Annotated in this window: 14 protein-coding genes; 5 read left to right on the forward strand and 9 right to left on the reverse strand. The window is 68.4% G+C overall.

Annotated features, from left to right (window positions below):
• Positions 1-182 precede the first annotated feature (182 nt).
• On the reverse strand, positions 183-818 hold the full coding sequence (locus AB0M65_RS11140; protein WP_364024954.1) for a response regulator transcription factor: 636 nt from the start codon (positions 816-818) through the stop codon (positions 183-185).
• Between the two features lie 83 nt (positions 819-901).
• Positions 902-1153, reverse strand: coding sequence for a hypothetical protein (locus AB0M65_RS11145; protein ID WP_364024957.1), 252 nt, complete (start codon positions 1151-1153; stop codon positions 902-904).
• Between the two features lie 360 nt (positions 1154-1513).
• Between AB0M65_RS11145 and AB0M65_RS11150 the strand changes: the two genes are divergently transcribed.
• From AB0M65_RS11150 to AB0M65_RS11165, 4 genes are all read left to right on the forward strand, one after another.
• Positions 1514-3526, forward strand: a complete 2013-nt coding sequence (locus tag AB0M65_RS11150; RefSeq protein WP_364024960.1) for a BTAD domain-containing putative transcriptional regulator — start codon at positions 1514-1516, stop codon at positions 3524-3526.
• Between the two features lie 98 nt (positions 3527-3624).
• Positions 3625-7275, forward strand: coding sequence for a BTAD domain-containing putative transcriptional regulator (locus tag AB0M65_RS11155; RefSeq protein ID WP_364024963.1), 3651 nt, complete (start codon positions 3625-3627; stop codon positions 7273-7275).
• Between the two features lie 30 nt (positions 7276-7305).
• Positions 7306-8583: an ABC transporter substrate-binding protein gene (locus tag AB0M65_RS11160; protein ID WP_364024966.1), complete on the forward strand. Its 1278-nt coding sequence runs from the start codon at positions 7306-7308 to the stop codon at positions 8581-8583.
• Between the two features lie 11 nt (positions 8584-8594).
• Positions 8595-9959 (forward strand): GH1 family beta-glucosidase, encoded by a 1365-nt coding sequence (locus AB0M65_RS11165; protein ID WP_364024969.1) that lies wholly within the window; start codon positions 8595-8597, stop codon positions 9957-9959.
• Between the two features lie 101 nt (positions 9960-10060).
• On the opposite strand, the gene AB0M65_RS11170 is transcribed toward AB0M65_RS11165, so the two are convergent.
• Positions 10061-10429: a VOC family protein gene (locus AB0M65_RS11170; protein WP_364024972.1), complete on the reverse strand. Its 369-nt coding sequence runs from the start codon at positions 10427-10429 to the stop codon at positions 10061-10063.
• Between the two features lie 60 nt (positions 10430-10489).
• Between AB0M65_RS11170 and AB0M65_RS11175 the strand changes: the two genes are divergently transcribed.
• Complete coding sequence (locus AB0M65_RS11175; protein ID WP_364024975.1) at positions 10490-10951, forward strand: MarR family transcriptional regulator; 462 nt, start codon at positions 10490-10492, stop codon at positions 10949-10951.
• 130 nt (positions 10952-11081) lie between these two features.
• Here the strand turns inward: AB0M65_RS11175 and AB0M65_RS11180 are convergent, their stop codons facing one another.
• The 6 genes from AB0M65_RS11180 to AB0M65_RS11205 all read right to left on the reverse strand — a co-directional run bounded on the left by AB0M65_RS11180 (position 11082) and on the right by AB0M65_RS11205 (position 17443).
• A complete protein-coding gene (locus AB0M65_RS11180) occupies positions 11082-11915 on the reverse strand; it encodes a carbohydrate ABC transporter permease (RefSeq protein WP_364024978.1) in 834 nt (277 codons plus the stop codon).
• Positions 11912-12805, reverse strand: coding sequence for a sugar ABC transporter permease (locus AB0M65_RS11185; protein ID WP_364024981.1), 894 nt, complete (start codon positions 12803-12805; stop codon positions 11912-11914). Before AB0M65_RS11185 ends, AB0M65_RS11180 begins: the two co-directional genes overlap by 4 nt.
• Complete coding sequence (locus AB0M65_RS11190; RefSeq protein WP_364024984.1) at positions 12802-13563, reverse strand: DeoR/GlpR family DNA-binding transcription regulator; 762 nt, start codon at positions 13561-13563, stop codon at positions 12802-12804. Before AB0M65_RS11190 ends, AB0M65_RS11185 begins: the two co-directional genes overlap by 4 nt.
• A gap of 538 nt (positions 13564-14101) precedes the next feature.
• Complete coding sequence (locus AB0M65_RS11195) at positions 14102-15241, reverse strand: serine hydrolase domain-containing protein (RefSeq protein ID WP_364024987.1); 1140 nt, start codon at positions 15239-15241, stop codon at positions 14102-14104.
• Between the two features lie 67 nt (positions 15242-15308).
• Entirely contained in the window at positions 15309-17129 is a 1821-nt protein-coding gene (gene glmS / locus AB0M65_RS11200; RefSeq protein ID WP_364024989.1) for a glutamine--fructose-6-phosphate transaminase (isomerizing), read from the reverse strand.
• Between the two features lie 41 nt (positions 17130-17170).
• Positions 17171-17443, reverse strand: a complete 273-nt coding sequence (locus AB0M65_RS11205) for a hypothetical protein (RefSeq protein WP_364024992.1) — start codon at positions 17441-17443, stop codon at positions 17171-17173.
• Positions 17444-17543: the final 100 nt, after the last annotated feature.

Consider the following 17543-nt stretch of genomic DNA (forward strand, 5'->3'; position numbering starts at 1 on the left):
CAGCCGCCCTTGGTCGCGGGCATGTCCTGAAGGCCCCCTTTGAGACGATCAACGTCTCAAAGGGGGCCTTCAAGACACCGCGACTACCCTTGGGTTACGTGGAATCGTGAGTGGCAATGAGGGGTAACTAGTCAGGACCCCCTGGTTGGAGTGGCCCAGCCTCCTATCACGAAATCAATCATCTAGATGACACCCGCACGCACCGCGTAGGCGACGGCGTGCGGGCGGTTGCGCAGGTTCAGCCGTCCGGTGATGCCCTGGATGATGTGCTTGACGCTGCGTTCGGAGTAGGAGAGCTCGCCGGCGATCTCGACGGTGTCCATCCCATCGGCCATCAAACGCAGCACGTCGACCTCCCGCGTGGTGAGCCCGGCGGTGTTGACACCCATCGGGTCGAGTACCTCACGCTGCAGCCGCTCGACGTGCTTGAGCAGCTCGCCGAGAAGGCTCGGCGGCAGCACCCCGCCGCCGGTCGAGGCCGCGCGGACCGCGTGTGCCAGCCGCTCACCGGTGGTCGCCGACCTCGGCAGCACCGCCACCACGCGGCATTCGATCGCGGGCACCAGTTCGGCCTCGCCGATCTGGCTCACCACGAGCACCACGGGTTTGCCCACCTCGGCTGCCAGCCTCCGCAGCCACAGCACCGTCTCCGGTGTCAGCCACTCCGCGGCGAACACCAGCACGTCGGTCTCGCCGCGCTGGTCCCAGTCACGGACCTCGATACCCGGCTGCTCACCGAGCTGGCTAGCCAGCCCGGCGGTGGTGATCGGGTCGGGCGCGTGCACCGTCACGATGATCTCTCGCGTTTCCGTGTCCACCTCTGTCCCCTCCGCTTGATCCGCGGCCCCAGTCGGATGGACACAGTCTGCGAAGGAGCTCTTCACGAACTCTCCACGAGTCCTCAACGAGGCGTGAAGGACTTCGTGGCCAGCTGAAACGCTTCGACGTACTTGGGCAATTCGCCAAGGAGCTCGCGGAGCCTGCCCTCGTGCCCGGCGAAATCCGGATCGGCCAGCAGGGCGTAGCCGAACGCCAGCGTCCGGCGAAGCTCGTCGACCCGTTCCTCGGCCTCGTCGGCGTCGAGCACCAATCCGCCGCCGCGGGCGAGGTCGAGCACGACATCGCCGTCGAAGGGCTCCTGTGCCTGGCTCACCGCAACCGGCCTGCTTTCGCTGATGGACCCACCCAGCATGCACAGCCGCGCAAGGCATGAACCAGCGCGAGGACGACTTTCTGCCCAAGAGAACGCGTGGCTTTGCCCACTCGCGCTCACGACCTCCCACGACGAAAGTCCCGTGAAAACCACATGAACGGGCAACCAACCGGGGCCACGTTCACCGCGGTGAACAGCGATGATCGGAAACTGTGCAGGCACGGCCCGAAGACGTCTTGTCCTCGGCGGACGAAACCCACACGATGCGTGCCCGATTGATTGCGAAACCCACAGCGGCGGGGATAGGATTTTTCCCGCAAGGATGATCATCGAGGTAGTCGGACGCACAGGCGGCAGGTCATGGACGAGGTTCCCTCGCTGACGGTGCGTCTGCTGGGCGGCTCCCCCGTCTGGCACGGCACCGGCGAGATCGCCCTCGGCCCCGCACAACGGCAAGCGGTCTTCGCCGCGCTCGCGCTGCGCGCCGGTCACTACGTCCCGCGCGAGGAGATCATCGACGCCGTCTGGGGCGAGCGGCCTCCGCACAGCGCCACCGGCATCGTCTACACCTATGTGTCCGCGCTGCGCCGCGCGCTCGAACCCGCGGGCGAACCACTCGTCGCCACCCGCGCCGGGTACCGCCTCGACCTGCCGAAACAGCAGGTGGACGTGCATGTCTTCGAAGCAGAGCTGGAGCGGGCCCGCGGCCACCGGCTCGCCGGTGCGCACCATCGGGAACTGGAGTCGCTGCGCACCGCGCTCGGACTGTGGCGGGGCACCGCGCTGAACGGGATCCCCGGCCCGTTCGCCGAAAGCCAACGCGTCCGGCTGGACGAATTGCGGATGTCCGCGGTCGAACGCCAGGCCGAGGTCGCCCTGCACCTGGGTGGTTACCGCGAACTCGTGGATGAGCTGGCCGCCTTGGCCGAGCGTCATCCATTGCGCGAAGGCCTGCACCGCATGCTGATCACCGCGTTGTTCCGGTCCGGTCGCCAGGCCGAGGCGCTGGCCGCGTTCGACCGCGCCCGCGAGACGATCATCGAGCGGTCCGGTCTCGAACCCGGCCCGGACCTGCTGGCCTTGCGGCAGCGGGTGGTGGACGGCGATCCGTCGCCCACCCGTGCCCTGCCCGGACGGCCGTCCGTTTTCGTCGGCCGCGAGTTCGAACTGGGCCGCTTGCGCCGCCGTCTGTCCACCCTGCTGACCCAGGGCCGAGGCGGGACGCTGTGGCTGGACGGCGAGGCGGGCAGCGGCAAGAGCACACTGCTGGCGGAGGCCCTCGCCCCGGCGAAAAGGTATACGCGCTGGGTCGAAGCCGACGAACTCGGCAGCGCTGTCCCGCTCAGCCTCATCGCCGACTGCCTCGGCGGCGAAGCACTCGAGAGTCTCAGCAGGACGGTCACCGGACTGTGCGAGGACGGGCCGCTGGTGCTCGTCTTCGAGGACCTGCACTGGGCCGACGAGGAAAGCCTGCTCGCCTGGCAACAGCTTCACCGGCTTGCCGCGCGGCTGCCGTTGTTGCTGATCGGCTCCGCACGCCCGCTCCCCCGGCGCCGCACGCTCGACGTCCTCCGCTCGCGGCTGGACGGCGAGATCGTCTCGCTCCCGCCGTTCGACGGCCCGGCCGTCGAAGCGCTCGCCGAGGAGACCCTGGCGAGAGACCCCGGCGAAGAGGTGCTCGGGTTCGCCGCCGCGTACACCGCCGGCAACGCCGCGTACCTCCGCGAACTGTTCGCCGAGTTCGCCGCCGGCCGCGAGATCACGACCACGCCACCCGACGGCGTCGTCACCGTTGTCGAAGCTCACCTCACCACACTTTCCTTGACCTGCAAGCGAATGCTGACGTCGGCCGCGTTGCTCGGCTCGTCGTTCACGGTCACCGATCTGGCCGCCGTCTCCGGCCGTGAACCGCGGGCGCTCATCGAAACGGTCGAAGAGGCACTCGCCGCACACGTGCTGGAACCCGAGGAGGACCGCCTGCGTTTCCGGGTCCCGCTGGTGCGCTCGGTCTTCGCGGCGAACACGCCGCCCGCCATCCGCACCATGCTGCGTCAGGAGATCGCCGCCACCATGGTGGGCTCCGGGGCACCCGCGAACCACGTCGCCGAGCAGCTGCTCCAGGCGGGCGACGAACTGACAGCGCGGTGGATTCCGCAGTGGCTGCTCGAAAACGTCGGCGCCCTGTCGACCGGGCTCGCGGTCGAGCTGCTCCATTCGCTTTCCCACCAGCAGAACCTCACCGAGGAGCAGCACCAGAGCCTGACCGCCCGGCTCGCCGGGCTGCTGCTGCCCGAGCCCGCCATGAGCGCCGCCCGGGCCGGGCGGCCCTGGTGTGCGCCACTGCACGCGCTCGCCCACACCGGAATTCGGTGAGCGGGTACGCAACCGGTTCGTCGCACGGACGTCCTGAACTGCGAGTGACACGGTAGTGATCCGGCCACTTTCGGTAGCGGATGAGAAGGGGAGCCGACGTGACGAACGGGCTGCGCGTCGAGCTGCTCGGGCCGCCTCGCGCTTGGCTCGAAGGCACCGAGCTGAAGCTCGGCCCGGCACGCCAGCGCGCGGTCTTCGCCACCCTGGCCGCACGCCGCGGCCGGCCGGTCTCGCTCGGTGAACTGATCTCCGACGTCTGGGGCGGCTCGGCGCCTGCCAGCGCCACCGGCAGTGTCCACACCTACGTTTCCGGTCTGCGCGGGGCCATCCGCAAGGCGGGCGGTGCCGCGCACGAGGTACTGCACTCGTCCGGGTCGAGTTACGTACTGCGGCTGGACCGGGAACAGCTCGACATTCGCCGGTTCGAGCAGGACGCCCTCGAAGCCCGGCGGCTGCTCACCCGCGGTGATCAGCGTGGTGCGGCCGCCCTGCTCACCACCGCGCTCGGCAGCTGGCGCGGCGAGGCCTATTCCGGCGTGCCCGGCCCCTTCGCCGAAGCCGAACGCGTCCGGCTCGCCGAACTCCAGCTGACCACCGTCGAACTGCGGGCCACGGCACTGCTCGGCCTCGGCGACCACCACGAACTGGTGGCCGAACTGACCGAGCTGGTCCGGCGGCACCCGTTGCGTGAGTCGCTGCACGAAACGCTCATGCGTGCCCTGCACGCCAGCGGACGGCAGACCGAGGCGCTGACCGTCTACCGCGAAGCAAGGCAGATCCTCCAAAGTGAACTTCGGGTCGAGCCCGGTATACCACTGCGGGAGCTGCACCAGCGCATCCTGGACGGCACCGAAAAACCCGTCACCACCAAAGCCGCTCCGGTACTGATCGTGCCGCCGCCGGTGGCCAAGGCCATCGAACGCGGCGGCGCGTCGTATCTGCCGGGCCGGTCCCGGCAGGTCGAGCGGCTGGACGGTTTTGTCACCGACGTGCTCGCCGGACGTGGCCGTCCCGTCTGGCTCGAAGGTGAACCGGGTATCGGCAAATCGGAACTGCTGATCGCCGGGCTGGCCGGCGCGGGGGCACGCGGCTGCCAGCTCGCCTGGACCGCGGCCGACGAGCTCCAGCAACGGTTTCCGCTGCAGGTGATGATGGAATGTCTCGGTGTGCACCACGGCTCCGCCGATCCGGTGAGGGCCGAGCTCGCCGGGGAACTGCACGCCGAGCCCGCACGGGAGCCCTGGGGTCCCGCCGACCCGATCCTGTCCACTGTGGACAAACTGCTGGCGCTGGTCGACGAGACCTGCGCGGCAGGCCCGCTGGTGCTGGTGATCGACGACCTGCACTGGGCCGACGAGGCGAGTGTGCTGCTGTGGCACCGTCTCGCCGCCGCGACCCGTCAGCTGCCGCTGCTGCTGGTCGCCGCCTCCCGCACCGGGCACGGCCGCCGGGACCTGGCCCGGCTGCGTCGCGGCGTCGAGGCAAGGGACGGCGAAGTCATCCCGGTCGACGTGCTGTCCGACGACGAAATCGGCGCGGTGTTCGAAATGATCCTGGCGGCGAAACTGGGTGAGAGCCTGCGCCCGCTGGTCCGCCGCGTGGCCGGGAATCCGCTCTACGCCAGGGAAATCGCGCACGACCTTGTCCGAACCGGCTCGGTGCGGATCAGCGCGGGTGTGGCCGAGGTGACGCTGGACGGCACCGAGAACGCGCCACGCTCACTACTGGCCGCGGTCGGCCGCACTCTGGAATGCCTCGACCCCGGGACGACGCGGCTCCTGCGGACCGCTTCGCTGCTGGGTGCGGAGTTCGCTGTCGAGGACCTCGCCGCGCTCGCGGGCAAGACACCGCTGGAAGTCCTGCGGGAGCTCGAACAAGCCACCGCCGCCGGGGTGATCGAGTACGCCGGCGACAAACTCGCGTTCCACCATCCGTTCCAGCGGCAGGCGCTCTACGGCGGCATCGCCAAACCAGTGCGCGCCACCTTGCACCGTCGCGCCGCCGAAGCACTCGCCCGCGGTGGCGCGCCGGTCAAACGGGTCGCCGAGCAGCTGGCGGCCGAGCCGGTGCCGTTCGACCCGTGGCTGGTCGAATGGCTCACCGGCAACCACATCGCGGTGTCGAATCGTGCGCCGCGGATCACCGCCGACCTCGTCCGCCGTGCGCTCGACAGCACGATACCCACCCCGGAGCAGCGGGAAAAGCTGATCGCCGTGCTGGTACGCGTGCTGTTCCGGCTCGAACGGGATACAGAGACCGAAGCGGAACAAGCGGTCGAGACGGTCAGCGACCGGGTGGATCTCGCCGAGATGCGGCATATCCTCGCCGCGTCGCGGTACCGCCGCGGTGACATCCCGGGTGCGCTGGAAGCACTCGGCGACACCGCCGAGGACGAGTCGATGCCGGAGCTGTGGCGCACCCGCACCCGGACGCTGCTCGCGAACTTCCGCCGCGGCAACCTCGTCGATCTGGACGAGACCGAACGGACGGCGCGGCTGCTGCACGCCGAGGCCGCCGCGACGAACGAGCGCTATCCGGCCGCGCACGCGCAGCAGACGCTGTGGCTCGTGCACTCGATCCGCCGCGAACACGACAGCGCGCTGAGCGCGATCGACGCCGCGCTGGCGACCGCCGGCGACGAGGCGGAGCTCGCGACCCTGCGGTTCGACCTGCTGGACAACCGCCTGTTCACCCTGCAGAACCTCGATCGGCTCGCCGAGGCCGACGCCACTCTGCACGCCGGGTACGAGACGGCCGCTCGGCACGGCCTGCCGACCGGGCCGCAGGTCTCGGCCGCCGTGCACTACTACTGGACCGGCCGCTGGGACGAGGCGCTGGCCGAATTGGACTCGGTCACCGAGGACGGTCCGGCGATCACCTTCAACGGCGTGCGCGACGCGGGTGCCGCCGCCCTGCTGCTGCACGGCGTCGCCGCGCTGATCGCGGGGCATCGCGACGAGCGGGTCTCCGTCCGGGCACATCTGGACGCGGCCGAGGCGCATTCACCTTCGAACTCCGCCGAGCGCGAAAGCTGCGACTTCTACCTCGCCGCCCAGGCGATGGCGGCCGAACATCAGGACCGGCTCGACGACGCGCTTCGGCTGTTCACGCCCGTCCTGCGTCCCGGCTACGCCCGGATGATGCTGCGCCACCAATGGCTGCCGGACGTCGTCCGCGTCGCGCTCGCCGCCGGGAACGACGGCGTCGCGCGTGAAGCGCTCGGTGTCTGCGCCGAGGAAGCGAGCCAGGAAACCGTGCCGGCGCGGGCCACCGCGGCCGCGAACCGATGCCGGGCCTTGATCGACGGCGACCCGCGGGGCGTGCTGGCCGCGGCCGATCACTACCGCGAGGTCCGGCGCCCGATCGAACTCGCCGCCGCGTTGGAGGACGCCGCCGAACTGCTCGCGAAGGCCGGCTACCTCGAATCCGCCACGCAGGCGCTCACCGAGGCGTGCGAAGTACTCGGACCGGTCGGCGCCACCTGGAGCATTCGCCGGGCCGAAAGCAGGCTGCGGCCCTACGGCGTGCTGAGCCGGGCCGAGCGCGGTCCCCGGCACGCGGGCGCGCTGTCGCCGTTGGAGATCCGGATCGCCCAGCTGGTGGCTTCGAAACTGTCCAATCCGGAGATCGCGGCGGAGCTGAGCCTGCCGAGGAGAACCGTGCAGTCGCTGGTGTCCCGCGTGCTTACCAAACTGCACGCCGAGTCGCGGCTGACCGTCGGCGACCGATTGCCCCGAAGGCTCGCGTGACGTCCCTTCCAGACACGCCCTAGGAGAGCCATGACCCGCCCGCGTGGATTCCGGCTGGTGGCCGGGCTGGCGGCCTTCACCCTGCTGCTGACCGGCTGTTCGGGAAAGCAGCCGGAGCCAGGCGGACCGATCAAGCTCACCGTCGCCACGTTCGGCGAATTCGGCTACGAGAAACTCTTCGACGACTACGAGAAAGCGCATCCGGGGATCACGGTCGAGGGCCGGGTCGCGGACTTCGAGACACACCACCGGCAGTTCGCCACCGGCCTCGGCGCCGGGCGCGGCACCGCCGACGTCGTCGCGATCGAGGAGCAGTATCTCCCGAAGTTCCGCCAGTCGACGGACAAGTTCACCGATCTCTCCGAATTCGGCGCGCAGGACCTGCGGGCCGGCTGGCCTTCCTGGAAATGGGACCAGGGCACCGCGAACGGCGGGAAGTTCGTGCTGGGCCTCGGCACGGACATGGGCAGCCTCGCGCTCTGCTATCGCCGGGACCTGTTCGCGGACGCCGGACTGCCGACCGACCGGGACCAGGTGGCCGCGTTGTGGCCGACCTGGGAGAAGTTCGCCGAGGCCGGTACCCGGTTCAGCGCGAAGGTGCCGGGTGCCAAATTCGCCGATTCGGCGGGCACCATCTACACCGCGATGCTCAACCAGTCGCGGGAGAACTACTTCGCCGCGGCCGACGACCGGTTCATCGCGGACACAAACCCGAACGTGCGTAAGGCTTTCGACCTCGCGGGCAGCATGGCGCTGAAGAAGCAGACGGCCGCCGTCACCCCCTTCACCCAGCCGTGGACGGTGGCGATCAAGCAGAGCCGGTTCGCCGCCATCACCTGCCCCGCCTGGATGCTCACCCAGATCGAGGAGGCGGGCGGCCCGGAACTGGCAGGTAAATGGGACGTCACCTCGGTGCCGGGTAAGGCGGGCAACTGGGGTGGTTCGTTCCTGACCGTCCCGAAACAGGGTGAGCACCGCAAGGAGGCGTACGATCTCGCCGTCTGGCTCACCGCGCCAGAACAGCAGAAGCGGATCTTCCTCGACAGCGGCCTGCTGCCGAGCGTGCTGGGTGCTTACCAGGACGGGGCCGTGCTTTCCCATACCAGCGAGTACTTCAGCGACGCGCCGGTCGGCAAGATCTTCGCCGCGTCCGCCGAGGCCCTGCGGCCGAACTATCGCGGCCTGCGTGACGGCGAGGTGCGACCCGTGTACGGGCATGCGCTAGGCCGCGTCGAAGAAGGACGGCAGAGCATCGATGCGGCCTGGTCCCAGGCCGCGACCGAAGGCCGCGCCGCGGCGGCCAACTGAGCGGGGGCGGCGTGACACGCAGGTTTCCGGCGGGCTTCCGCTGGGGCACGGCCACCGCGGCGTTCCAGATCGAGGGCGCGACCACGGCGGACGGCCGTGGACCGTCCATTTGGGACACTTTCGCCGCCGAACCTGGCCGGGTACTCGACGGCGCCACCGGGGAACCGGCCTGCGAGCACTATCGGCGTTACGGCGAAGACGTCGCCCTGCTGGACGAACTCGGCGTGCCGTTCTACCGGTTCTCCGTCGCGTGGTCGCGGGTGATGCCGGACGGCCGCACGCTCGAACCACGCGGGCTCGCCTTCTACGATCGCCTTGTCGACAAGCTACTGGAGCGCGGGATCACCCCGATGACCACGCTCTACCACTGGGATCTGCCGCAGGCACTGCAGGACGAGGGCGGCTGGCCCGCCCGCCACGTCGCGAACCTCTTCGCCGGCTACGCGCAGACCGTCCACAAAGCACTCGGTGACCGTGTCCGGCACTGGACCACGATCAACGAGCCGTTCTGCGCCGCGTTCATCGGCTACGGCAACGGTGACCACGCACCGGGTATCCGGGACGAGGGTGCCGCGCTGGTCGCCGCGCACCATCTCCTGCTCGCGCACGGCCTTGGCACGCAGGCGCTGCGCGCGAACGGCGGCGGCGAGCAGGAAGTGTCGATCGTGCTCAACTTCGCACCCGTACTGACCGATGTGGACGACGCCGCGCACCGCGAGGCCGCACGCAGATTCGACTTCCTGCACAACAGGTTCTTCCTCGACCCGCTGCTCGGCCGCGGCTACCCGCCCGAGCTTCTCGGAGACCTGGCGCATCTCGGCACACTCGAACCGGCGATCGCGGACGGCGACCTGGAGATCATCGCGCAGCCGCTGGACGTACTGGGCGTCAACTACTACGCGCCCGCCCGCGCCATCCCGCTCGACGACCCCGAGGCCGACAGCAACTGCCCGCTGCCGGGCCTGCGAGGTATGGACGTCCTGCCGCCCCGCGGCGAGGTGACCTCGATCGGCTGGGAGCAGCGGCCGGAGTCGCTCACCGAACTGTTGCTGTGGCTGCACGAGCATTGCCCAGGCCTGCCATTGGTGGTCGCCGAGAACGGCGCCGCCTTCGAGGACGAGGTGGTGGACGGGCACGTCCACGACGAAAAGCGCGTCCGTTACTTCGCCGAGCACATCGGCGCCGTGCACGAAGCGATCGAGCGCGGTGCCGACGTCCGCGGTTACCTGGCCTGGTCGCTGCTGGACAACTTCGAGTGGGCCATGGGCTACACGCAGCGGTTCGGCCTCGTGCACGTCGACTTCGAGACGCAGGAACGGGTACTCAAGGACAGTGCGCGGTTCTTCGCGCACGTGGTGGCGGGCAACGGGCTTTAGTGAGGGGTCTCGGCCTTGTCACGGCTGACCGAAGACGCCACCTTTGCCTTACCCCTCAATAGAACGACCCAAATCACTCACGACCCACTCTTCGCAGACGATCACGCGCGGTCGTGGAGAGTGACCTGGTAACCGTCGGGGTCGGCGAAGGTGAATGTCCGGCCGAAGGGGCCGTCGATCGGCGCGGAGACGATGGTGTGACCGTCGGCGACGAGCGCATCGTGAATGGCCTGGACGTCCGTGGCGTGGAGCCAGATCGCGGCACCGATGCCGGGCTGGGCAGCGGAGGCGAGATCTGTGCCGGGAACGACGTCGCGAAGTGCGAACGCGATCGGCTTCGTCTCGAAGACGACGGCGTGCGGAGGTCCCGCCGGTGAGCGGACGAGGCCGAGGTACTGCTCGTAGAACGCCTGCGACGCGTCGAGGTCGCGCGCTTGAAGCGAGATGAAGTCGGGTCCGGTGACAGGCATGATGCTCCTTCATTACGTGTCAGTTTTCTGACACGGGTCAATCTATGTCAGAATACTGACATGAGTCAAGACGATGTCGGCGTCGACCTGGAGACGTCACTGGGCTACCTCCTGAAAGAAGCGTCGAGCGCGCTGCGCGCAGCCATGGAGGAGGTGCTGCGGCCACTCGAGATGAGCGTGACGCACTACTCGTGCCTCGAACTGCTGGCTCAACGACCGGGCTTGTCGAACTCCGAACTCGCGCGGGGTGCGTTCGTGACGCGGCAGTCGATGAACGTGCTGCTCCAGACCCTGGAACGAGAGGGCCACGTGACCAGGCCCACGGAGGCACCCGTCGGGAAGGTGCTTCCCACGCGGCTCACACCTCGCGGCCGACGGAGACTCGAGAAGGCGACCGCCGCGGTCCGGTCCGTCGAGGTGAGAATGCTGGCAGGCATGACCGAGGCCGAGCAGGCAGGCGCGTTCCGGATCCTGCGGAGCATGATCCATTCCCTGCGCGAGGACAACGACCGCATCCGGTGACTGTGTGGATTTTGGCGCGTTAGATGATCCAGCATCCACACAGTCCCGCATGACAGTCCCTGTGACCTCCGGAGCCGGAAGGGCGTGTGGGACCACGAAAACCAAAAAACTCACGGCCCCCAGATCAACTTCAGCCCCGCGGCGCGCCACGCATCACGCCGTTGACCACCTTCCTGGCCAGCAGGATGAACAGCACGATCACCGGCAGCACACCCAGCGTCGCGGCCGTGAGCATGAGCGAGTAGTCGGTGAAATAGCCGCTCGCCAACCGCGAAAGTGCCACTTGGACGGTCGGGTTCTCGTTGGGGTCGAGTACGACCAGCGGCCAGAAGAAGTCGTTCCAGGCGGTCATGAACGTCAGCATCGCGAGTACGGCGGCCTGCGGGCGGATGGCGGGCATGGCCACGTGCCGGAACAACCGTACGGTCGAGCAGCCGTCGATGCGCCCGGCGTCGAGCAGTTCGCCGGGGATCGCCTCCTCGCAGGCCTGCCGCATCCAGAATACGCTGAACGCGCCGATGAGTCCCGGTACGATCACCGCCTCCAGCCGCCCGTACCAGCCGAATTCGCCGACCACCAGGTAAAGCGGGATGACGCCGAGTTGCGCGGGCACCATGGCGGTGCCGATGACGACCAGGAAAAGCGTGTCACGGCCCGGAAATCGCAGTCGGGCGAAGGCGAACCCGGCCAGGCTGGAGAGCAGCACGTTCGACACGGTCACGGTGCCGGCGACGATCAGCGAGTTCTGCATCGCCAGCCAGAAGTCGACGGTCGTGAAGACTTCACGGACGTTCTCGAACAGGTTGCCGCCGGGCAGCAGTGGTGGCGTGGTCTCGCCGAGCGCGGAATTGTCCTTCGACGAAACCACGAACGACCAGTACAACGGGAAGATCGACGCGATTCCCACCGCGAGCAGCAGGCCATGGACGACGAACCCGCCGCGTTCCCTCGACGCCACGGTCACTCACCGCCCCGCATCTTGCGCACGAGCGAGAAGTTGACCAGCGCGAACCCGGCCGAGAACAGGAACAACAGCCACGCGATCGCGGCCGCGTATCCGGCGTCGAACTCGCCGAACCCCTTCTCGTACAGGTACATCGCGAGCGTCTGGAACTGACGGCCTGCCCCGCCGGTTCCGGCGGTGCCGGCGTCGTCGAACAACTGCGGCTCGGCGAACAATTGCAGCCCGCCGATGGTCGAGACCACCACAGTGAAGGCGATGGTCGGCCGGATGGCGGGCACGGTGATCGACCAGAACGTCCGCCACCGCGAAGCGCCGTCGAGCATGGCGGCGTCGTACCGTTCCTGTGGCACGGACTGCATCGCCGCGAGGTAGAGCAGCGCGTTGTAGCCGGTCCAGCGCCACATCACCATCACACTCACCGCGACATGCGACGCGAACCGGTCCGATCGCCAGTCCACCGGGTCGATCCCGACGAGCCCGAGCGCCCAGTTGACGACGCCGTAGTCCTTGGCGAACAGCTGGCTGAACACCAGTGCCACCGCGACCACCGAGACGACGTTGGGCAGCAGGACACTGGCGCGCCACAGGGTCCGCGCGCGCAGCGGCCGGTCGAGCAGGGCCGCGAGCCCGAGCGCGGCCATCAGTTGCGGCACGGTCGAAAGGACGAAGATGCTGACCGTGTTGAAGAACGCGTTGTAGAAATGCGGATCCCCCAGCAGGACGGCGAAATTGTCCAGTCCGGCGAATCCGGTGTCACCGTTGATCAGATGCCAGTGGTGCAGTGCGACCCACACGGTGTACAGCAACGGGAAAAGGCCGAAGACGCCGAAAAGGAGGTAGAACGGCGCCGTCATCAGGTAGCCGGCGAGCCGCTCGCCCGTACGCCTCAAACGGCGATCACCTTGATGCCGGTCCGGGCGATCTCGTCGGCCACCTGTGGGTCGACGCCGGTGTCGGTGATCAGGGTGTCGACGTCGCCGAGGTCGCCGAACCGGGCGAAGTGATCGTTGCCGATCTTGGTGTGATCGGCCAGCAGCACCGTGCGCCGCGCGGAGCAGATGGCCGCGCGTTTGACCATCGCCTCGGCGGTGTCCGGCGTGGTGAGCCCTCGCTCGAGGGAAAGTCCGCTGGTGGCGATGAAAGCGACGTCGACGAAGGTGTCCTTGAGTGCGTTGAGCGCCCAGCCGTCGACGGCGGCCAAGGTGCGGCCACGCAGCCTGCCGCCGACCAGCATCAACGTGATGTTGGGGCGGTTCACGAGGACGAACGCGTTCGGCAGCGAGTGGGTGACCACGGTCAGTTCGCGATCGGCGGGGAGGATGCTCGCCAGCCGCCCGACCGTGGTGCCCGCGTCCAGCAGGATCGCGCCCTCGTCGGGGACCTGCTCCAGTGCGGCGGCGGCGATCCGCTCCTTCTCACCGGTCATCACCGCGTCGCGTGCGGCGAGTCCGGGCTCGAAACCCAGCCGCTCGACCGGGATCGCCCCGCCGTGCACGCGCCGCACCATCCCGCCGCGTTCCAGTGCGGTGAGGTCGCGGCGCACGGTCTCGCTGGTGATTTCGAACGTCGTCGCGAGTGACGCCACGTCGACCCTGCCGTTCTGCCGGGCCTGCTTGAGAATGGCGCGCTGCCGCTCCTCGGCGTACAACGGTCACCTCCTGGCCTGGCGAAGATACGGGCATGGCGACAATAGTTGGTTTCCCGCCGGTCCGACAGCCAACCACCCGGCTACCCGCGGACCGGCGGCGGCCTCCTGTCCATTGAGGACACAGGGGCGGGCTCACCGGCGCCGGAGCCGGTTGCCCTTTCGGACATCACGTCTGCTCATTCGGGTAGCCGCACTTCCCTAACGGCGGATTTACAACGTTGTATTCGCTCCCCTGCTGCGCCTCGCGTTCGACAACACCGGCTGGCGACCTCGGCTACGTCACCGGGGACGCGCGGGTGCTGGCCGACACGCGCCGCTGGATCGACGCGGTCATCGCCACCCAGGCCCCGGACGGCTACTTCGGGCCGTCGAGGCTCCGCACGCGGACCTGTGGCCGCATATGCCGATGCCGCACGCACTGCGCTCCCACGAGGAGTACACAAAGGACACTCGGGTCGTCCCGTTCCTCACCCGCTACTTCCGCTACCTGGCAGCGCAACCACCCCGCCGACCATTTGTGGCGCCTGCTGGACCAAACCTAGGGCGTGCCCTCGTCCGGCAGGCTCCTGCTCGCCGCCTCGGCGATCTTCAGGACGGTGACCGGTTGCCCGTCCGGCGACTTCACCGTGGGGTTGACCGAATAAGCCACCTTCCGTTTGAGGTCGGCGGTGGCGAAGACGCCGCTCGCGTAGCCGTACCGGCTGCCGGTCTTTCCCCAGACGACGATGCCGTTCAGTTCGAGCTTCATCAGGCCCTGGCTGTAGGCCGCCCGCCCGCCGCCGACCATCGGCACGTCCGGGACGGCGTACAGCCGGGGCATCATGGCGGGTTCGAGCAGGCGCCCACCGAGCAGGCCGGTGATGAACTTGTCCAGGTCCTCAGCGGTGGAGATGATCGCACCCGCGGCACCGGGGATCGACTGGTTCATCTCGGTCACGTCGACGAGCCCGCGATCCGTGGCGAGGTAACCGCGTGCGGCCGGGTTCGGCAGGCGCGGGTCGTCCTCCGGGTAGTAGGTGCGCCAGAGGCCGAGCGGCGCGGTGACGCGGTCGCGCAGGTTGCGGGCGTAGGACCGGCCGGTCACCTTCTCGACGATCATCCCGGCGGTGACGTAGGCGGTGTTCGTGTACTTCTGCGCCGTACCCGGCTGGAAGTCGATCGGATGACGCAGCGCGGTGTCCACGACCTGACGTGGGCTCCAGTGCTCGTAACGATGCGCGAGAATCCACCCCGGCTCGTAGAGCCCGGGGATGTCCACCGACGGCAGTCCGGACGTGTGGTCGAGCAGGGTGCGCACCGGCACCGGCGGATAACTCGCCGGGAGGACACCGGGCAGATACCGCTGGACCGGCTGGTCGAGGTCGATCCGGTGTTCCTGGGCCAGTTGCAGCACCATCACCGCGGTGTAGACCTTGGTGGTGCTGCCGATCCGGAAGAACCCGTCCGGCCGGACCGGGGTCTTCGTGGTGACATCGGCGTAACCGGAGGTGCCGGACCACGACCCGGCGTCACCGGTGACGCGGACCAGTGCCCCCGTCGTGTCTTCGGGTAAATCCGCGATCGCCGCCGCCAGCGCGACGGGGTCCGGCTTTCCGACGCCGGACTCCGCCGCCGCGGCGGGCACCGACGTGAGGGCCGCCGCGACGGCGATAACTGCTGTGACAGCTGCTATTCTCATGTCACAAATGATGTCCACCGGCGACGGTAGGGACATCAGGGAAGTCCCCGGTCTCCGAAGATCAGGGTCACTCCACGGTGACGGACTTCGCGAGGTTCCGCGGCTTGTCGATGTCGTGGCCGAGGATCAGCGCGGCGTGGTAAGCCAGCAGTTGCAGTGGGATCGTGAGCAGGATCGGGTCGAGTTCCGGCTCCGAACGCGGGACGACGAACCGCGGCACGTCGAGATCCCCGAAGTCCACGTCGTCGTGCGTGATCGCCAGAACCGGGCCCTTGCGTGCCTTGATCTGCCGCACCGCGGCGAGGTTGCGGTCGGCGAGGTCGTCGGACGGCACGATCGCGACCGTCGGCAGCGACTCGTCGATCAACGCGAGCGGGCCGTGTTTGAGTTCGGACGTCTGATAGGCCTCGGCGTGCCGGTACGAGATCTCCTTGAACTTCTGCGCACCCTCCCGCGCCACCGGGAAACCCCGGACACGGCCGATGAAGAACAGGCTGCGGGCGTCCGCACAGGTCTTGGCGTGCTCGGCGATCCGGGACTCGGCCTCCACAATGGACGCGATCTGCGCGGGCAATGCCCGGATGGCCGCGACGATCCGCTGTCCGTCCGCATTGGACAGATCGCGGACCCGGCCGAGCGCCAGCGCGATCATCGCGAACCCGACGGCCATATTGGTGAGCGCCTTCGTCGACGCGACGGCGATTTCCGGACCGGCGTGCAGGTACAGCCCGCCCTCGCAGGCGCGCGCGATCGTCGAACCGACGACGTTGACGAGGCCGACCACCCGGCCGCCCTTGCGCTTGACCTCTTCGACGGCAAACGCGGTGTCCGCGGTCTCGCCGGACTGGCTGACCGCGATGTAGAGGGTGTCCGCTTCGATGATCGGGTTGCGGTACCGGAATTCGGACGCGGCCTCCGCGTCGGCCGGGACCCGCGCCAGTTCCTCGATCATGGTCGCGCCGATCTGACCCGCGTAGTACGCCGAGCCACAGCCGAGGATCTTCACCCTGGCGAAGCCACGCAGGTCACGAGGCGTCAGGTTCAGACCGTCCAACCGGGACACTCCGAACCGGTCGTCCAGCCGCCCCCGGATCATGCGCTCCAGGCATTCCGGCTGCTCCTGGATCTCCTTGTACATGTAATGCTTGTGGCCGCCGAGGTCGAGGTCGTCGGCCTGGATGTCGATCGCGGTCGCGGCCTTGCCGGTATCGCTCTCGTCGACGGTGAAGGTGCGGTAGCCGGTGGCCGAGACGCTGGCGAACTCGCCGTCGTCCAGGTGCACCACCTGCGAGGTGTGCCGGACCAGCGCGGACAGGTCACTGGCGACGAACATCTCGCGGTCACCCACCCCGATGATCAGCGGCGAACCGTTACGCGCGACCACGACACGGTCGGGATGCTCGGAGTCGGTCACCGCGATCGCGTACGTACCCGTAACGCGGGAGACGGCTTCGACGACGGCGTCTTCGAGCGTCTTCGCGCCCGAACGTGCGATGAGGTGGGCGAGGACCTCGGTGTCGGTCTCCGAGGTCAGGGTCACCCCGGCCTGGGTGAGCTGTTCGCGCAGAGCGTCGGCGTTGTCGATGATCCCGTTGTGCACCACGGAGATCCGGCCGTCTTCGGAGACGTGCGGATGGGCGTTCGCCTCGGTCGCCGGCCCGTGTGTCGCCCACCTCGTATGCCCGATCCCGACCTTGCCCGCGAGCCGCTTCGGCAGGGCAGCCGTCAGATTCCGCACCCGCCCGACGATCCGGTGCACCTGGGCACCCTTGGTCCCCAGCACGGAGATCCCGGCCGAGTCGTAACCGCGGTACTCGAGCCGCGTCAGCCCCTCGATCAGGATCGGGGCCGCGTTCTGCCCACCGATGTATCCGACGATTCCGCACATGAAAAGTCAACCTCACCAAGAAAAGAGACGGGCGTGATCCGTCAGCCGTAGACGATGCGGCGCAGCTGCCGCTCGGACAGATCGGGAGGGGCGACGAGCCGTCGTCCCAGTTCTTCGGCGATACGAGGGAAGATCTCGGGATTCTTCCCGCCCTCGGCCTGCAACCGGGCATGCCGCGTCCGGACGTACTCCTCGACAGGCTGCCGGTAGAACGCCAGGACGTCTTCGACGACACGTGTGGCGATGGCCGTCGACAGACCCGTCGACAAGGCCACCTGCTCGACGATGTCCGCGTCCTCCACGCCCCTCATCATGCACATCGGCACCCCGGATGGCTAGTTCTTGCCCGAAATCGGGCAAGAACTAGCCTTTCACTTCTTCAAGGTGTGCTCTCTGTCGCAATTGAGGGGTAAG

Source organism: Amycolatopsis sp. NPDC051071 (genome assembly GCF_040682875.1).
Lineage (GTDB): Bacteria > Actinomycetota > Actinomycetes > Mycobacteriales > Pseudonocardiaceae > Amycolatopsis.

What these genes read in the sequence shown, in the direction of transcription:
- AB0M65_RS11195 (WP_364024987.1), bottom strand. Translation starts at nt 15,241, where the DNA reads ATGAGAATAGCAGCTGTCACAGCAGTTATCGCCGTCGCGGCGGCCCTC.
- AB0M65_RS11150 (WP_364024960.1), top strand. Translation starts at nt 1,514, where the DNA reads ATGGACGAGGTTCCCTCGCTGACGGTGCGTCTGCTGGGCGGCTCCCCC.
- AB0M65_RS11170 (WP_364024972.1), bottom strand. Translation starts at nt 10,429, where the DNA reads ATGCCTGTCACCGGACCCGACTTCATCTCGCTTCAAGCGCGCGACCTC.
- AB0M65_RS11205 (WP_364024992.1), bottom strand. Translation starts at nt 17,443, where the DNA reads ATGATGAGGGGCGTGGAGGACGCGGACATCGTCGAGCAGGTGGCCTTG.
- AB0M65_RS11160 (WP_364024966.1), top strand. Translation starts at nt 7,306, where the DNA reads ATGACCCGCCCGCGTGGATTCCGGCTGGTGGCCGGGCTGGCGGCCTTC.
- AB0M65_RS11175 (WP_364024975.1), top strand. Translation starts at nt 10,490, where the DNA reads ATGAGTCAAGACGATGTCGGCGTCGACCTGGAGACGTCACTGGGCTAC.
- glmS (WP_364024989.1), bottom strand. Translation starts at nt 17,129, where the DNA reads ATGTGCGGAATCGTCGGATACATCGGTGGGCAGAACGCGGCCCCGATC.